Source organism: Nocardioides sp. (assembly GCF_035697785.1).
In the GTDB taxonomy this organism is placed as follows: Bacteria; Actinomycetota; Actinomycetes; order Propionibacteriales; family Nocardioidaceae; genus Nocardioides_B.
Window position 1 is genome coordinate 1 of the sequence record NZ_DASSCL010000073.1, and the last position, 14,554, is coordinate 14,554.

14 protein-coding genes are annotated in these 14,554 nt (G+C 71.8%); 2 read left to right on the forward strand and 12 right to left on the reverse strand.

Features of this window, described 5'->3' with window-relative positions:
* Positions 1–745: 745 nt before the first annotated feature.
* The 6 genes from VFH10_RS07595 to VFH10_RS07620 all read right to left on the reverse strand — a co-directional run bounded on the left by VFH10_RS07595 (position 746) and on the right by VFH10_RS07620 (position 6,511).
* Positions 746–2,071 carry an HNH endonuclease signature motif containing protein gene (locus tag VFH10_RS07595; RefSeq protein ID WP_325127508.1) on the reverse strand — a complete coding sequence of 442 codons (1,326 nt, stop codon included), beginning with the start codon at positions 2,069–2,071 and terminating at the stop codon, positions 746–748.
* Positions 2,072–2,504: 433 nt separating this feature from the next.
* On the reverse strand, positions 2,505–2,852 hold the full coding sequence (locus VFH10_RS07600) for a gamma-glutamylcyclotransferase family protein (protein WP_325127509.1): 348 nt from the start codon (positions 2,850–2,852) through the stop codon (positions 2,505–2,507).
* A 20-nt stretch (positions 2,853–2,872) separates the two neighbouring features.
* Entirely contained in the window at positions 2,873–4,330 is a 1,458-nt protein-coding gene (locus VFH10_RS07605; protein ID WP_325127510.1) for a DUF4173 domain-containing protein, read from the reverse strand.
* A complete protein-coding gene (locus tag VFH10_RS07610) occupies positions 4,327–5,352 on the reverse strand; it encodes a HAMP domain-containing sensor histidine kinase (protein ID WP_325127511.1) in 1,026 nt (341 codons plus the stop codon). Before VFH10_RS07610 ends, VFH10_RS07605 begins: the two co-directional genes overlap by 4 nt.
* Positions 5,349–6,062 (reverse strand): response regulator transcription factor, encoded by a 714-nt coding sequence (locus tag VFH10_RS07615; RefSeq protein ID WP_325127512.1) that lies wholly within the window; start codon positions 6,060–6,062, stop codon positions 5,349–5,351. Before VFH10_RS07615 ends, VFH10_RS07610 begins: the two co-directional genes overlap by 4 nt.
* Before the next feature lie 95 nt (positions 6,063–6,157).
* Entirely contained in the window at positions 6,158–6,511 is a 354-nt protein-coding gene (locus VFH10_RS07620) for an MmcQ/YjbR family DNA-binding protein (protein ID WP_325127513.1), read from the reverse strand.
* 146 nt (positions 6,512–6,657) lie between these two features.
* On the opposite strand from VFH10_RS07620, the gene VFH10_RS07625 reads away from it, so the two are divergent.
* A complete protein-coding gene (locus VFH10_RS07625) occupies positions 6,658–7,560 on the forward strand; it encodes an LLM class flavin-dependent oxidoreductase (RefSeq protein WP_325127514.1) in 903 nt (300 codons plus the stop codon).
* 12 nt (positions 7,561–7,572) lie between these two features.
* Here the strand turns inward: VFH10_RS07625 and VFH10_RS07630 are convergent, their stop codons facing one another.
* Positions 7,573–7,764, reverse strand: coding sequence for a hypothetical protein (locus tag VFH10_RS07630; protein WP_325127515.1), 192 nt, complete (start codon positions 7,762–7,764; stop codon positions 7,573–7,575).
* A 142-nt stretch (positions 7,765–7,906) separates the two neighbouring features.
* Between VFH10_RS07630 and VFH10_RS07635 the strand changes: the two genes are divergently transcribed.
* Complete coding sequence (locus VFH10_RS07635) at positions 7,907–8,920, forward strand: nitronate monooxygenase (protein WP_325127516.1); 1,014 nt, start codon at positions 7,907–7,909, stop codon at positions 8,918–8,920.
* Between the two features lie 5 nt (positions 8,921–8,925).
* On the opposite strand, the gene VFH10_RS07640 is transcribed toward VFH10_RS07635, so the two are convergent.
* The 5 genes from VFH10_RS07640 to VFH10_RS07660 form a co-directional block, all read right to left on the reverse strand.
* Positions 8,926–10,668, reverse strand: coding sequence for an ABC transporter ATP-binding protein (locus tag VFH10_RS07640; protein ID WP_325127517.1), 1,743 nt, complete (start codon positions 10,666–10,668; stop codon positions 8,926–8,928).
* The gene (locus VFH10_RS07645; RefSeq protein WP_325127518.1) at positions 10,665–12,383 is read right to left on the reverse strand and encodes an ABC transporter ATP-binding protein; all 1,719 of its coding nucleotides are present in this window, start codon (positions 12,381–12,383) and stop codon (positions 10,665–10,667) included. Before VFH10_RS07645 ends, VFH10_RS07640 begins: the two co-directional genes overlap by 4 nt.
* Before the next feature lie 126 nt (positions 12,384–12,509).
* Positions 12,510–12,728, reverse strand: a complete 219-nt coding sequence (locus VFH10_RS07650) for a PspC domain-containing protein (protein WP_325127519.1) — start codon at positions 12,726–12,728, stop codon at positions 12,510–12,512.
* Positions 12,725–13,126: a hypothetical protein gene (locus VFH10_RS07655; RefSeq protein WP_325127520.1), complete on the reverse strand. Its 402-nt coding sequence runs from the start codon at positions 13,124–13,126 to the stop codon at positions 12,725–12,727. Before VFH10_RS07655 ends, VFH10_RS07650 begins: the two co-directional genes overlap by 4 nt.
* Complete coding sequence (locus tag VFH10_RS07660; RefSeq protein WP_325127521.1) at positions 13,123–14,415, reverse strand: PspC domain-containing protein; 1,293 nt, start codon at positions 14,413–14,415, stop codon at positions 13,123–13,125. Before VFH10_RS07660 ends, VFH10_RS07655 begins: the two co-directional genes overlap by 4 nt.
* Between the last annotated feature and the right edge of the window lie 139 nt (positions 14,416–14,554).

The window sequence follows — 14,554 nt, forward strand, 5'->3', positions numbered from 1 at the left end:
CGCAGCAGCAAGACCCAGCGCCATCGCCCCGATCACCAGGCACGATGCGGACCACGCCCGCACGCCGCGCCCGCTTGGTCTCCCGACGGTCTCCGATGCCATCGTCATGAATCTGACGAGGGGAGGAGGCTGCCGTCACGCGATGTCCGGGTTGTGCCGGCCATCTCGTCCGCAAGCGTCCTGGAATGCGTCATGTGAGTGCCGCTCCTGCCAAGGGGCTGCTCCCCAGGTACCCACACGCGTGCCGGCCAACCATCTGTGCACGCAGATGCGCAAACCAGATTCGGTTGCCCGCACGGACCCGTCCGGCGGTCGATCGGCGTTGTTCGTCACGCCGGTCGACGGCCGCCGGCCGCATCGGATCACCCCGTGGGGTTCTCCGACGACTACGCAAGCTGGTCCCCGAACGGACGCAGCATTGTGTTCGGCACGAACGGGTCGCTGTACCGCGTGAGTCCACGAGGGCGAGGGCTCTCCGAGATCACCTTGAAGCTGCCCGATGGGTCCACGGCCCAGACCGCGTTCGACGTCGGGTTCTCCGCCGATGGGCGGATGATCGTCTTCTCCCTGGCCGACCCCGCGGCGGGGCATCTACGGGGCGCGCCTCGACGGCAGTCAGGTCGAACGACTCACGTCCAGTGACGACCACCACGCGAACGGGGGCGCCGCGTCGGGGTCGTAGCCGTGTGCGCGTCGCGCAAACCCCTGGTGGGGGACACCAAGCAGATCTCGATGCCGGAGGCCGTCACTCGCGCAATCTCGGTTCGCGGATCCAGTCGTCGGGTGGGTGCTCCCCACCGCGTCGTCGGGGTGGTGGTCGGAACTCGGGTCTGCGGTCGATGGGGTTCAGCCGGGCCTGCCAGGGGGTGGCGTGGATGAGGGTGTGGTGGGCGCGGCAGAGCAGCACCAGGTTGTCCAGGCTGGTTTCGCCGCCGTCGGCCCAGTGTTGGAGGTGGTGGGCGTCGCAGGCCAGCGGCATCCGGCGGCAGCCGGGGAACCGGCAGTGCCGGTCGCGGAGCACCAGCGCTTTCCAGATCGCGGTCGTGACCAGGCGTTGGCTGCGGCCGACGTCGAGCACCTCACCGACCGACCCGAGGACGGCGGGGATGAGCTCGGCGTCGCAGGCCAGCCGCCGCACCGCGGCCGCGGACAGGACGTCGCCGGTGTCCAGCACCGCGGCACCGAGCCCGGTGCGGAGCTGCTCGAGGCTGAGGGTGAGCGTGAGCCGGGGTTTGGCGCCGTGGTCCTCGGGCAGCAACCCGTCGACCTCCTGGGCCCGGAGGCAGGTCTGCACCAGGGCGTCCCAACACCGGGCCCCGTGATCTCGGCAGTCGCGGGTGTCCCGGCCGGTCTGGCCGCAGTCGGGGTCGGTGCCGGGCAGCGGCGCCGCGAGGGCGTGCAGGGCGGTCTTGATGAGTCCCGCGTCCTCGACGGTGCCGCGGCCGCGGACCCGGACCCCACCCAGTCCGTCCTCGGCGAGGGTGAGGAACCGGCCCAGGTGCGCGGACCGTTCCAACCGGTCCAACGCGGCCTCCTCAGCGCGGGCGGTGCCGTCGGGGTCCAGCACCTCGAGCAGGTGCTCGCCGGCCCGGCGCAGCTCGGAGGCGTTCAGGGTCGCGGCCTGGTCGAGCAGCGCCCGCTCGGCCTGGTCCCGCAGCGACGGGTCGACCGGCAGCCGGTCGATGACGGTGACGATCACCTCGGCGTGCTCCGGGGACACCTCACCGGCCGCCAGCGCGACCAGCGTCGCGGCCCGGTCCCCGCACAGGCCGCGGGCGGTGCGCAAGACCCGCTGTCCGTGCCCACGCCGACCACCGGCGACGTGGGTGAGGTAGTCACCGGCCGAGACCCAGCCGGCGGTCTTGGCGGCGTCGGTGGCCGCGATCTCGGTGGCCACCCGCGCCTGCACCGCGGCCACCGCCGACCGCAACCGCTGCAGCTCCACCGCCACCGACAGCAAGTCGTCGGCCGACTTGGCCGCCCACATCGTCTCGGTCAGGACGGCCACCCGCTCCCGGGCCTCGGCCAACACCCCGGCGGGGCTGGTCGACGACTCCGGAAGCATCTCCATGACCGAACTCAACCAGCCAGCACCGACAGTTTCCGACCCGAATCCCTTGTGTGCACAGGGATTTCGCGCATTCGAGTTGATGTCGCACGATCCGGAGACTGGTGCCCGGGTGAGGCGATCCGTCAGGCATAAGTCTGGAGCGGAGTTGGACTCGAGCGACTCCGTCAGGCACCTACGAGCCGGCGTGATTGTCCGCCCACCCGTGTACGCACGTACCAGCGCGATGCGGGATAGGCACAGCCTCGACGAGCATGATGCAGCTCCTGCGGTGGACCCTCCGAGAACGCGAGAACCTCGCCGCGCGAACTCAGCAGCTTCGAGCCAGGCTCAGCCTGTAGACCTGTCCGGGCGTGCGAAGGCCCGGGCCGACGTCAGCCCTCAAGGGCAACCCGGGCCACGGCGCGAGACACCTGCGCCCTCGCTCAGATGCAGCTCACGAGACCGTCGACGCCCCGCGGACCGCGTAGACGAATGAAGTCGCGATCTCCCCGCTGTTCAGCCGAGCCGACGTCAGCACGCGTTCGTAGCCGTCACCTTCGAAGTCGTCGAGACGCTCCCAGTGCTCGTGCAGTTCCTCGGAGCTGAACAGCAGACCGCGCACCTCCTCCCCGGCGCCGCCACCGAGGACGATGCCGGGGTAACCGACCACAGCACCCCAGCCCCGTTGCAGCAGCGTGCCGGCGACCGTCGCCGGCTCCCAGCTGCCGGGCACGTCGGCCAGCACGTGCTCGTTGGGGCCGCCGGGGGCCAGGGTGCCGTAGACGAAGAGCCGTTCAACCATCCGCCCAGATTCGGGCACGACTACTCGGACGGGCAGCCGGCGGCAGCGTCCGGGGTGACGTCGCCCGCGCGAGACCGGCCCAGGTTCCACTCCAGCCAGTCGTCGTCGTACGAGACCGGGCCGAGCACACACGCCTGCGCATCGGCCGGCAACGTCTGCAGCGCGGGTACGGCGTCCGCGGAGAGGCCGCCGAGGTAGGACCAGTCGGCCTTCCCGGTCTCGACGTACCGCTGCACGTTGCGCCCGGCGACGTACCCGTCCGGATTGAGGATCCCGAGACCGAGCAGGGTGGCCGCGCCGGTGAGCACCACGGCACGTGGAAGCCAGCGCCCGTGCAGCCGGAGCCCGGCCGCCATCACGAGCAGGACGACGAGGCCCAGCCAGCCCTCGAACACAGCCACCAGCAGGCGCAGCTGGGTGAGGCCGTAGGTGTCCTCGTAGAGGTTCATCCGGTACAACGCCGAAGCGACCACGACCAGTGTGAGGACGCACAGTGCGCCCAGGACCAGCCGGAGCAACAACCGCTGGCGCGCGTCCTGCCGCGGAGCCTTGCGGGCCGCGACGGCGACGACCGCGAGGGTCAGCACGGTGGCGACAGTCATCTGTCCGAACCCCTGGTGCACGTGCTCGGCATAGGTGAGCCCGGTAGTACGGCGAAGGTAGTCGTGACCGCCGAACATCACCGTCGCCTGCGCCGCGACGAAGCCGACGTAGAGCGCCAGCACCAGCCCGACGGGCACCAGCCACTCGAACGCCCGCTCCACCGGCCGGTCGTCGCCCGCCGAGAGGCGCTCCACGCGGGGCGGGTTGATCGCGACGTACGACGCAGCCAGCGTCGCGGCTCCGACCGCCACCAGCACGAACGCCCGCAGGGCCAAGGAGTCGACGCTCAGGTCCGGCACGACGGCGTCCGCCCACTCCGCGAACAGGGCGTCCGCGGAGGCGAACAGGGCCCCGAAGACGACGAGCAGCAGCAGCGAGAGGCCGGCCGTGCGGAGGGCGGGCCACAGCTCGGCGAGCCGGCCGGCGCCGCGCACCGTCCGGTTGAGCCAGGGCAGCCCCCTGACGACTGCCAGCGGAGGGGCGAAGCCGGCCGCGAGCATCGCGCCGACGGTCCGGGCGTCGACGAGCGCGACGCAACCCAGCACCGCGGCGGCGAGCAGGGAGAGCACCCCGATCCAGACGGCGTCGCGCAGCGTGAACATCGCCACCAGGGCGACGGCCAGGCCGAAGCAGACCGTGGAGAACGTCGTACGACGGGAGACGGCGAACGCGGTGCCGCCGACAGCGAGCAGCACGAGCGTCGTGCCGACCCCGGCGTCGCGGTAGGGGAGGACGAGAGCGGCAACGAGCCCGACGCCGAGCGCCGCGGCGAGCACGCGCGGCCGCGACCGTGTCGCGGCATCGGGCCACAGGTCGCCGAAGAGGGAGTCGAGGGCGGGGGGCGCCGAGCTGACGGGGACGGCTGGGGTGGTCATGCGTGCTCCTCGTGAACGATGCGGGAAGGCTCGGGGGCGGGTTGATGCGGGATCCGGGCCCGCACCATCGCGCCGGTGGCGCTGTCGACGACCTCGATCGAGCCGCCGTGCAGGTCGGTGACCCACCGGGCGATGGCCAGACCCAGACCGGTGCCACCGTCGTCGCGGCCGCTGCCGGTGGTGAAGCGTTCGAAGGCCGCCTGCCGCTCCTCGGGCGGGATGCCCGGCCCCTGGTCGGCCACCTCGAGCACGGTGCCGCCCGCGGTGGGATAGGCGCGGACGTGAACGGTGCCCGCCGGCGGGCTGTGCCGTCCGGCGTTGTCGAGCAGGTTGGCCAGCAGCTGGTGCAGCCTGGCCCGATCGGCCTCGATCACCAGGTCGGGCGGGGCCACCTCCACCCGGAAGCCGACCGGTCGCTCACCGAGCTGTGCCTCCGCGACGACCTCCTCGAGGAACGGCGCGACCTCGAGCGGGACGGGGTCGAGCCGGCTCAGCCCGGCGTCGACGCGGGACAGGTCGAGCAGGTCGGCGACCAGTCGGCCGAGCCGCTCGGTCTGCTGCAGCGCCACCTGCAGCCGCTCGGCGTCAGGCTGCACGACCCCGTCGACGAGGTTCTCCAGCAGGGCGCGCAGCGCCGAGACCGGGGTGCGGAGCTCGTGGGAGACGTTCGCCACGAGGTCGCGGCGCTGCCGGTCCACGCGGGCCAGCGCGACCGCCATCGAGTTGAAGGACCGGGCCAGCTCGCCGACCTCGTCGTTGCTGGTCGCTGTGACCGGGCGCGAGTAGTCGCCGGAGGCCATCACCCGGGCTGCGGCGGTCATCTCCCGGAGCGGCGAAGTCATGCCGCGGGCCAGGAACTGGGTCAACGCCAGCGCGACCGCCACCGACACCGGGACGGTCAGCCAGGGGCTCACCCCGCGCTCCGTCGCGACGGTCGCCAGCACGGCGGTCAGCGCGACGGTGGCGGAGACCAGCGCACCCAGCTTGAGCTTGATCGAGCGGAACCCGTCGAGCGGCCTCATCGTGGACTCGTCTCGCCAGGGGCGTGCTCGAGCGCGTAGCCCACCCCGTGCACCGTCCGGACCCGTCCCGCGCCGATCTTGGCCCGCAGGCTGCGCACGTGGCTGTCCACCGTGCGGGTACCGGTGCGGGCCGCGGCCGGGTCGGACCAGCCCCAGACGTCGCGCATGAGGTCCTCCCGGCTCAGCACGGTTCCCGGCTCGGCGGCCAGCCGGGCGAGCAGGTCGAACTCCGTCGGCGTCAGGTGTACGTCGGACGCGGCCACCCGGACGCGCCGCCCGGAGCGGTCGATGTGCAGGTCGCCCACCCGGAGGTCGCCGGTCTCGCCGCGGAACAGCTCGGCGGCGCGCTCCACGCGGCGCAGCAGCACGCGGACCCGGGCTACCAGCTCGCGCATGCTGAACGGCTTGGTGAGGTAGTCGTCCGCGCCGACGCCGAGGCCTACCAGCACGTCCGTCTCGTCGTCGCGGGCGGTGAGCATCAGCACCGGCACGGGTCGTCGAGCCTGCACCCTCCGGCACACCTCGTGCCCGTCGAAGCCGGGCAGCATCACATCGAGCACGAGCGCGTCCGGCTCCCACGTCTCCGCGACGTCGACGGCCGTCGGACCGTCGTACGCCTGACGGACGTCGAAGCCCTCCGCGACCAGCCGCTCCGCGACGGCTTGGTTGATCACCGGCTCGTCCTCGACGACGAGAACCCTTGTGCCCACATGGTGAGGGTAGAAGCCGCGGTACGGCCCGACAGGACAAAAGCCGTGTGGGACCCGTGAAGTTTCCGTGCAGATGCCTCGGGCTGGCAGGCCGGTCAGCGCGGCAGCCGGTCCCCGCGGCGGTCGACCAGCCCGGCCGGCGCGGTGAGCCGCCACGCCTCGAAGGTGAGCTCGGCCAGCTCATCACGCTCGACGCCGTCCAGCCGGACCACGACCCAGCCGAAGGTACCCGCGGTGAACTGCACCTCGAACGTCTCGGGGCGCTCTGCCACCAGAGCGAGCTGTTCGGCGACGGTCTGCTTGAGACCGACGGTGCGGGTCGGCTCCCAGAGATAGCCGAAGGTCTGGCCGGCGACCGCGACCCGCCAATAGCGGCCACGGTCCTCCCGGGTGACCTCGGGGAGCTGGTCGACCAGCCCGAAGAAGTCGGTGATGCCTGATCCGGCCACCCGCTCATCCTCCCAAGACCTCGCCTACGTCGGAGGCAGCGGACAGTCTGGAAGCCCTGGCCGGATATCCGGCGGACGCCTAGCGTGATCGGCAGGAGCCCGTCGGGTCGTCGAGCGGGACGCGGACCGCACTGGTAGGAGGGCCGATGCCGGACTACGGGCGAGGGCTGGGCTTCGGCGTGTTCCCGACGCCCGAGGCGGGGAAGCTCGACGAGGTCCTCACGTTGGCACGGGTGGCCGACCAGGAGGGACTCGAGTACGTCGGCATCCAGGACCACCCGTACCAGCGCCGTTTCCTCGACACGTGGATGCTGATGGCGACCGTGCTCGCCAGAACCGAACGCGTGCGCGTCTTCCCGGACGTGGCCAACCTGCCGCTGCGCCCGCCCGCCGTGACCGCCAAGGCGGCCGCCAGCCTCGACGTGCTTTCCGACGGGCGTTTCGAGCTCGGGCTCGGTGCGGGGGCGTTCTGGGAGGCGGTCGAGGCGATGGGCGGTGCACGGCGGTCCCCGAAGGAGGCGGTCGACGCACTCGTGGAGGCCATCGAGGTCATCCGGCTGATGTGGTCGGACCAGCCATCGGTCCGCTTCGACGGCCACCACTACCGGCTGGCCGGTGTGAAGCCGGGGCCGCCGCCAGTGCACCCGATCGGCATCTGGCTAGGCGTCGGCGGCCCCCGGACCCTGGCCCTGGTCGGCCGCACCGCAGACGGCTGGGTGCCCTCGAGCGGGTGGGCCACCCCCGACAAGCTGCCGGACATGCATGCGCGCATCGACGAGGCGGCCGTCGCCGCTGGCCGCGACCCTTCCGGGATCGCCCGGATCTACAACGTGTGGGGCAAGATCGACGGCACGGGAGGCTTCCTCCAGGGCGGCGTTGCGCAGTGGGTCGACGAGCTCACCGAGCTGTCGGTAGAGCACGGGATGGACACCTTCGTGTTCGGTCCCTCCGAGGATCCCGTCAGGCAGCTGCAGCGGTTCGCGGCGGAAGTGGCGCCCGCGGTGCGCGAGCGGGTCGCGCGGCACCGTGGTGGTGCGGCCTCGGGATAGCGCCGGGGGTGCTCATCGGGTCCACGGACCCATCCAGCGGCTGGCGTCCCATGCGGTCACTGTCTCTTCGAGAGCGGGCCGCGCACCGGTGTGTGCCATGGCCTCCGGGCGGGAGCCGAAGTCGCCGGCGTAGTAGCCGTTGTGAGGGTGTCGCACCGTGGTGTAGCTGCCACGCTCGTCCGCGATGACCAGCGATGCTGCCATGACGACCTCCCTACGAGTCCCTCTGCGTTGCTCCTGATGTGTAGACCCGTGCGGTCCCGGGAGGTCATCGGTCCGCGGCGGAAATCTCTGACGAGTTTGCTCGGCCGGAGGTGAGGGAGTGGCGCGCGGATAGCCTGACGTCGTGCTGGATCTGCGCGAGCTGGCGCTGCCGGTGATCGGCGCGCCCATGGGCGGTGGCCCCTCCACGCCCGCGCTGACCGCCGCGGTCTCGGGAGCGGGCGGTCTCGGCTTCCTGGCCGCCGGCTACAAGACCCCCGAGGCGGTCGCCGCCGAGGTCGCCGAGGTGCGTGCCGCCACGACAGCACCCTTCGGCCTGAACCTGTTCGTGGTCGCCCACTACGAACCCGATCCCGTTGCGCTGGAGGCCTACCGGCGCTTCCTGGAGCCCGATGCTGCTCGTCTCGGTGCCGACCTCGGGGATGCGCGGTGGGACGACGACCACTGGCAGGCCAAGATCGACCTGGTGCTCGACGTACGCCCGGACGTCGTGTCGTTCACGTTCGGCTGCCCGGACGCCGAGGTTCTCCGGCGGCTGACCGGCCGGGGCGTGCTCTCCTCGGTCACCGTGACATCGGTCGCCGAGGGCCGGGAGGCCGTCGCCCGCGGTGCCGCCTCCCTGTCCGTCCAGGGCCCGCACGCCGGCGGGCACCGGGGTACGTGGGACCAGGCAGCGGACCCGGACCCGACGCCGCTCCACGATCTGGTGTCCGCGGTCGTCGCCGTGGTCGACGTGCAGGTCGTCGCGGGCGGTGGCGTGTACGACGCGGCCGGGGTGACCTCGCTGACCTCCCGGGGCGCAATCGCGGCGCAGGTGGGAACGGCGTACCTGCTGGCGGACGAGGCAGGCACCAACCCGGTCCATCGGGAGGCACTCGCCGACCCGGCGTTCACGGAGACCGCTGTGACCAGGGCGTTCACGGGCCGGTGGGCGCGCGGCCTCGCCAACCGATTCATGGCCGAACACGCGGACGCTCCGCCGGGTTATCCCCATCTCCACCACCTCACCGCCCCGCTGCGGGCAGCAGCGGTGGCGGCGGGTGACAAGCAGGCCGCGCACCTGTGGGCGGGAACCGGGTACGCGCACGCGCGCACCGCCCCGGCCGGGGACATCACCCGCTCACTCGCCCTGGACTAGGTGTCCTACGACTGCCAGGACCTCCAGAGCGCGGCGTAGGAGCCGCCGTGCTCGACCAGCTCGTCGTGGGAGCCGAACTCGGTGATCCGGCCGTCCTCGACGACCGCGACCCGGTCGGCGTCGTGCGCGCTGAACAGCCGGTGCGCGATCGCGATCACGGTGCGTCCGTGCAGCACCGCGGCCAGCGAGCGTTCCAGGTGGCGGGCGGCCCGCGGGTCGATCAGCGAGGTCGCCTCGTCGAGCACCAGGGTGTGCGGGTCGGCCAGCACCAGCCGGGCGAGCGCGACCTGCTGGGCCTGGGGTGGAGTGAGGTTGCGACCACCGGAGCCCACGACCGTGTCGAGCCCGTCGGGAAGCTCCTCGACCCACTCGCGGGCGTCGACGGCGTCCAGCGCGGCGATGAGCTGGTCGTCGGTGGCCGTCGCGTCGACGGCCAGCGCGAGGTTGTCCCTGATCGTGCCCACGAAGACGTGGTGCTCCTGCGTCACCAGGGCGACGTGTCCCCGCAGGTCAGTCAGCGGCAACTCGGTCAGCCCGACGCCGCCCACGGTCACCGAGCCGGTGCGGGGCGGGTGGATGCCCGCGAGGAGCCGGCCGAGCGTCGACTTGCCGGCGCCGGACGGACCGACCATGGCGATGCGTTCGCCGACCCCGACGGACAGGTCGACCCCGTGCAGCACGTCGCGGCCGTCGACGTAGGAGAATCGGACGTCCTCGGCGTCGATCTTCTCCCCGGTCGGCACCCGCCCGGTGGTCTCCCGGTCGTCGGGCACGTGGGCAACGCCGAGGAGCCGGGCCAAAGACGCGGACCCGACCTGCAGCTCGTCGAGGATGCTGACGATGCGGTCCACCGGGTCGATGAGCATCTGCACGTAGAGCACGGCCGCGGTCACGTCGCCAAGCGACACCGAACCCTGGGTGTAGAGCCAGCCGCCGAACAGCAGGGTGGCGACGGTCGGGATCAGGTAGGCGACCTCGACCGAGGGGAAGAACACCGTGCGCAGGAACAGCGTGTAGCGCTCGGCCGAGTAGGAGCCGGAGATGTCGCGGTCGATCCGGGCCCGGCGGCGGGGGCCGAGGCCGAGCGCCTCGACCGTGCGAGCGCCCTCGACGGTCTCGGTGAGCGAGGCGTTCATCACCGAGTAGGACTCGCTCTCGCGCAGGTAGCCGTCCTTGGCGCGGGCGAGATACCAGCGCAGGCCGACCACCAGCGGCGGGACGCCCAGCGCACACGGGATCAGCACCCACCAGCCGACCAGCAATGCGGCGGTGAAGGTCAGGACCGCGGTGATCACCGCGATCAGCCACTCGGGCAGGGCCCAGCGCACCGACCAGCCGAGCTGCTCGACGTCACGTGAGGTGCGGGTGAGCAGGTCGCCGCTGCCGGCCGACTCGACGATGCCCACCGGCAGCGCGAGGGTGTTCTCGACGAAGTCCTCGCGCAGTTCGGCGAGCACCCGCTCGCCGGCGATGAACGACAGGAACCGCGCGTAGCGGGTGAGCACGGTCTGCAGCAGCAGGAACCCGGCCAGCATCACGATGGTGCGGTCGATCGCCGCCACGGTGGTGCCCTGCTGGACGTCCTCGACGAGGTCGCCCAGCAGTCGCGGCGCGGCCAGCGCGGCGAGCGCAGCCGCGATGTGCAGGGCGGCCGCCCCCCAGACCAGTCGTGGGTAGCGCCTGGCCAGCGACATGACGTAACGGCCGACGTGACGCCCGTCGGCAACGGGCAGGACGGATGTGCTCACGGGTGGGACACCTCCTCCCCGATCTCGCGGGTGACGACGGCGCGGTAGCCCGGCAGGTCGCGCAGCAGGTCGCGGTGTCGGCCGACCGCCACCACCGCCCCGTCGCGGACGAACGCCACCCGGTCGACGCGGTCGAGCAGCAGGGGGCTCGTCGTGGTGACGACCGTGGTGCGACCGGCCCGGTGCTGTCGCAGCCGGGAGGCGATCCGCGCCTCGGTGTGCGCGTCGACCGCCGATGTCGGCTCGACCAGGACGAGCACCTCGGGGTCGGCGGCCAGGACGCGGGTGAGCACGAGCCGCTGGCGCTGGCCGCCGGAGAAGGAGCGGCCGCGCTCGGTGACCGGGGCGTCGAGGCCCTCGGCGAGCGCCTCGAGGACGTCCTCCGCGGAAGCGGTGTGCAGGGCGGCGAGCAGGTCGCCGTCGCCACGGTCGCGGATGTCGAGTGCCTCGCGCAGCGTGCCGGAGAACAGCGTGCTGTCGGGGTCGGATACCACGATGCGGCGGCGTACGACGTCGCGGGGGAGACCGGCTAGCGGCACGTCGCCCCACCGCACCTCACCGGGCGCGTAGTGGCCGAGCCGGTCCGCGATCCGCGCGGTCTCCTCGGGCCGGTCGGAGACCAGAGCCGTCACCACGCCGGGGTCGACCCGCAGGCCGCTCTCGACGTCGACCAGCTCGGCGCCGACCGGCGGCTCGGGGTAGGACTGGTCGGGGTCGGTGACCTCCGGCTCGAGCGAGAGCACGCGCACGACGCGGCGGGCGGCCACGAACGCGCGGATCCACTTGTTGGCGAACTCGGTCGCCGTGCGCAGTGGGATCATCAGGAACGCGGCGTAGCCGTAGAAGGCGACCAGCTCGCCCGCGCTGATGCGGCCCTGCACGGCGAACCGGGCGCCGATCCAGACGACGACCACCACGAAGACACCCGGCAGGAGCACCTGGAAGGCGTCGAGGAGGGACTGCAGCCGGCCGACCTTGACCCCGGCGAGGCGGACCTTCTGGGAGTCGCGGACGTAACGCTCGTGGAAGACCCGCTCGCCACCGATGCCACGCAGGATGCGCAGCCCGCTGACGATGTCGGTGGCCAGGTTGGAGAGCTGGCCCATCATCTCGCGCTGCGCCATGTTGCGCCGTTGCAGCGGCTTGAGCAACGGGCCGATCAGCAGCAGCAGCACCGGGACGCCGATCAGCACGACCAGGCCGAGCGTGACCGAGGCGTTGAGCAGGATGGCGGCGACCACCAGGAACGACACGACGGCGCCCGCGGCACGGGCGGTGACGTCCATGGCGTTGCCCAGGTGTGCCAGGTCGTTGGTGCCGATCGCGACGACCTCGCCGGTGGCCACTCGTTTGGGCAGCGTGGCGCCGAGGTGCGTCGCCTGGCGGGCCACGAGCTGGACGGTGCGGTAGGCCGCGGTCAGCCAGTTGGTGACCGCGAACCGGTGCCGGATGATCCCGGACACCGCCTGCAGGATGCCGATGGCGGTCATCGCCAGCGTCCACTGGACCAGCGAGCTGGTGTCCTTCGCGGCGATGCCGTCGTCGATCGCGTGTCCGATGACGGCCGGCATCACGGCCTGGCAGACCATCCAGATGATGCCGAAGAGCATTCCGCCCAGGAGCGTGTGCCACTGGCCCTTCATCAGCCACCACAGGTAGCGACCGGGAGAGCGGTGGTCGGCAGTCCCGGGGTCGGCTAGAGGCAGGTGGCGCACTCCACCAACGGTATGGACGCGGACCGACAGCCGCACCTCAATTACCCGTGCACAGACGGCGATTCGCCCGCGGTCACCTCGCCGGTGAAGGCTCGGGACCGCGGACGAATCGGGGTGGGGGACCGGTCACTGCTCGGGCATCAGCACCCAGGCGATGATGTAGGCGACGAACAGGGTGCCGAAGCTGAACAGCGCGCCGACCACGACGAGCAGCCGGACCAGGTTCGCGTCGATCCCGGCGTACTCACCGACTCCGGCGCAGACGCCGCCGAGCCAGCGGTCGTCGCGGCTGCGGGTCAGCCGCTTCGGCGGGCTGTAGCTGGGCTGGTGCATGGGCTCGGTCATCGGTTCTCTTCCTTCTGGTCGTCCTGCTCCGTGCGGATCACGGTCGTGTCGGTCGCGTCGTCGTCCCCGGGCGCGTCCGCCGCCGTCGTGGTGACGACGGTGGTCTGTGCCTCGTCGAGCTTGCGGTCGATGTCGCTGGTGTAGTCCTGCGGCAACGGCGGGTCGTACCTCGGCTGGTAGTCCGACTCGTACGACGAGGACGCGCCGTTGCGCTTGGCTCCCTTGGCTACCGCGGCGGCGAGGCCGACGCCGCCAGCGAGGATCAGCGCGACCGGGCCGAGCCAGCTCACGTCCGCGGTGTCGATCACGCCGAGCTCGCGGAGGGCCCAGGAGCCCGAGATGGCCAGGAACACCAGGCCGATCACCAGGTAGCTCACGTTCAGTGGGTGCGTCTTCATGCCGCGTTCTCCTGTCGGACGTCGATGCTGCCGAAGTTGAGGTCGATGTCGAGCTGCATTGCGGGGACGTCGTCACCGCCGTCGATCGACTCGATGACAACCGGGGACCGGCCGTCGTCTCGCACGCCGGCCACCTCGATCTCGCCGCCGCCGTCGATGCTGGCGTTCACGTCCACGTCGAGGCCCTCCGGCACGATCACGCGGATCTCGCCTGCCCACGCATCGATGTCGATGGTGTCGCCGTCGAGGTTCTCCAGGTCGGAGACCTGGGTCAGGTCGACCGTGGTCGAACCGGCGAAGAAGTCGTAGTCCTGGATGCCCGCCGCTGCCGCCGCCGTGGTGGGCGCGTAGAGCCGGTCGGGCTCGTCCCAGCCGTACTCCCCGGCCGTACTGGCCGCGGCCAGCGCCAGGGACGCGATGATGCCCAGGAAGATCAGCCCGCCGGGACGCCCGACGTAGGCACCCACGACCAGCATCGCGCCGATGACGGCGAGAGCCAGCGCCGGGTAGGCCGCGTCGAGGACCGGCACGCCGGACGCGTCGACCAGGCCGAGCACGCCCAGAGCCAGTGCGATGATCGCGAGGGTGAAGCCGAACAGCTTGGGGCCGCGGTCCTTCTTCGACGGCCGGGGAGCCGGCGCTGGGGTGTAGGCAGGTGCCCACGACGTGGGACCGCTCGGCGGACCCGTGGGGACGTCGTAACCGGTGTCGGTGTACGACGGTCCGGCGTAGGTCGTGCTGTCGGACTGGCCGCCGTAGGTGGGGGCGGCGTACGTCGTTCCGGTGTCGCTCACCCAGCCCGAGGACTGTCCCTCGGTCTGCCCGCTCCCGACGGGGGGCGAGCTGGACGGCGCGGAGCCGCTCGGACGGTCGCGGTTCACCATGAACAGCACGACCACGAGGGCGATGATCGCCAGCGGCCACGGGAACCCGAAGCCGCCCCACGAGTCGCCGATCAGGAGCACCGCGGCGAGCACGCCGACCACGATCAGGACGGTGTTGCGGGTGGAGGGGCTGGTGCTGATCGTGGCCTCGTCGGAGCCCTCCTCGGGGATGAGCAGCCAGGCCGCGCCGTAGAGGAGCAGCCCGGCACCGCCGAAGAAGACCAGCACGACGAAGAGCACGCGCAGGATGGTGGGGTCGATGTTGAGGTGACGGCCCAGGCCGCCCGCGACACCGGCGATCTTGCGGTCGGTGGTGCTGCGGCGGAGCCGCTCGAAGCTGCGCAGGGCGTCCCGGTCGAACCCGGTGCCGGGGTTGGTGTCCTGCTGCTGAGGAGTCTCGGTCATGGCAGCAATCCTGGTCGCGCAGGTGGTTTCGCACCATCGGGGAAGGCCCTGAAACCGCCGGGTACGGCGGCCGGATCCTTCAGGGTCCGGTCAGGGTCGCCACTCATGGTTCGGGCGCCCGCGCTGTGTGACGATTGGG

Excerpts from the sequence above, each read along its gene's own strand:
- VFH10_RS07595 (WP_325127508.1), bottom strand. The coding sequence starts at position 2,071 with ATGGAGATGCTTCCGGAGTCGTCGACCAGCCCCGCCGGGGTGTTGGCC.
- VFH10_RS07600 (WP_325127509.1), bottom strand. The coding sequence starts at position 2,852 with ATGGTTGAACGGCTCTTCGTCTACGGCACCCTGGCCCCCGGCGGCCCC.
- VFH10_RS07605 (WP_325127510.1), bottom strand. The coding sequence starts at position 4,330 with ATGACCACCCCAGCCGTCCCCGTCAGCTCGGCGCCCCCCGCCCTCGAC.
- VFH10_RS07610 (WP_325127511.1), bottom strand. The coding sequence starts at position 5,352 with ATGAGGCCGCTCGACGGGTTCCGCTCGATCAAGCTCAAGCTGGGTGCG.
- VFH10_RS07625 (WP_325127514.1), top strand. The coding sequence starts at position 6,658 with ATGCCGGACTACGGGCGAGGGCTGGGCTTCGGCGTGTTCCCGACGCCC.
- VFH10_RS07630 (WP_325127515.1), bottom strand. The coding sequence starts at position 7,764 with ATGGCAGCATCGCTGGTCATCGCGGACGAGCGTGGCAGCTACACCACG.
- VFH10_RS07650 (WP_325127519.1), bottom strand. The coding sequence starts at position 12,728 with ATGACCGAGCCCATGCACCAGCCCAGCTACAGCCCGCCGAAGCGGCTG.
- VFH10_RS07655 (WP_325127520.1), bottom strand. The coding sequence starts at position 13,126 with ATGAAGACGCACCCACTGAACGTGAGCTACCTGGTGATCGGCCTGGTG.
- VFH10_RS07660 (WP_325127521.1), bottom strand. The coding sequence starts at position 14,415 with ATGACCGAGACTCCTCAGCAGCAGGACACCAACCCCGGCACCGGGTTC.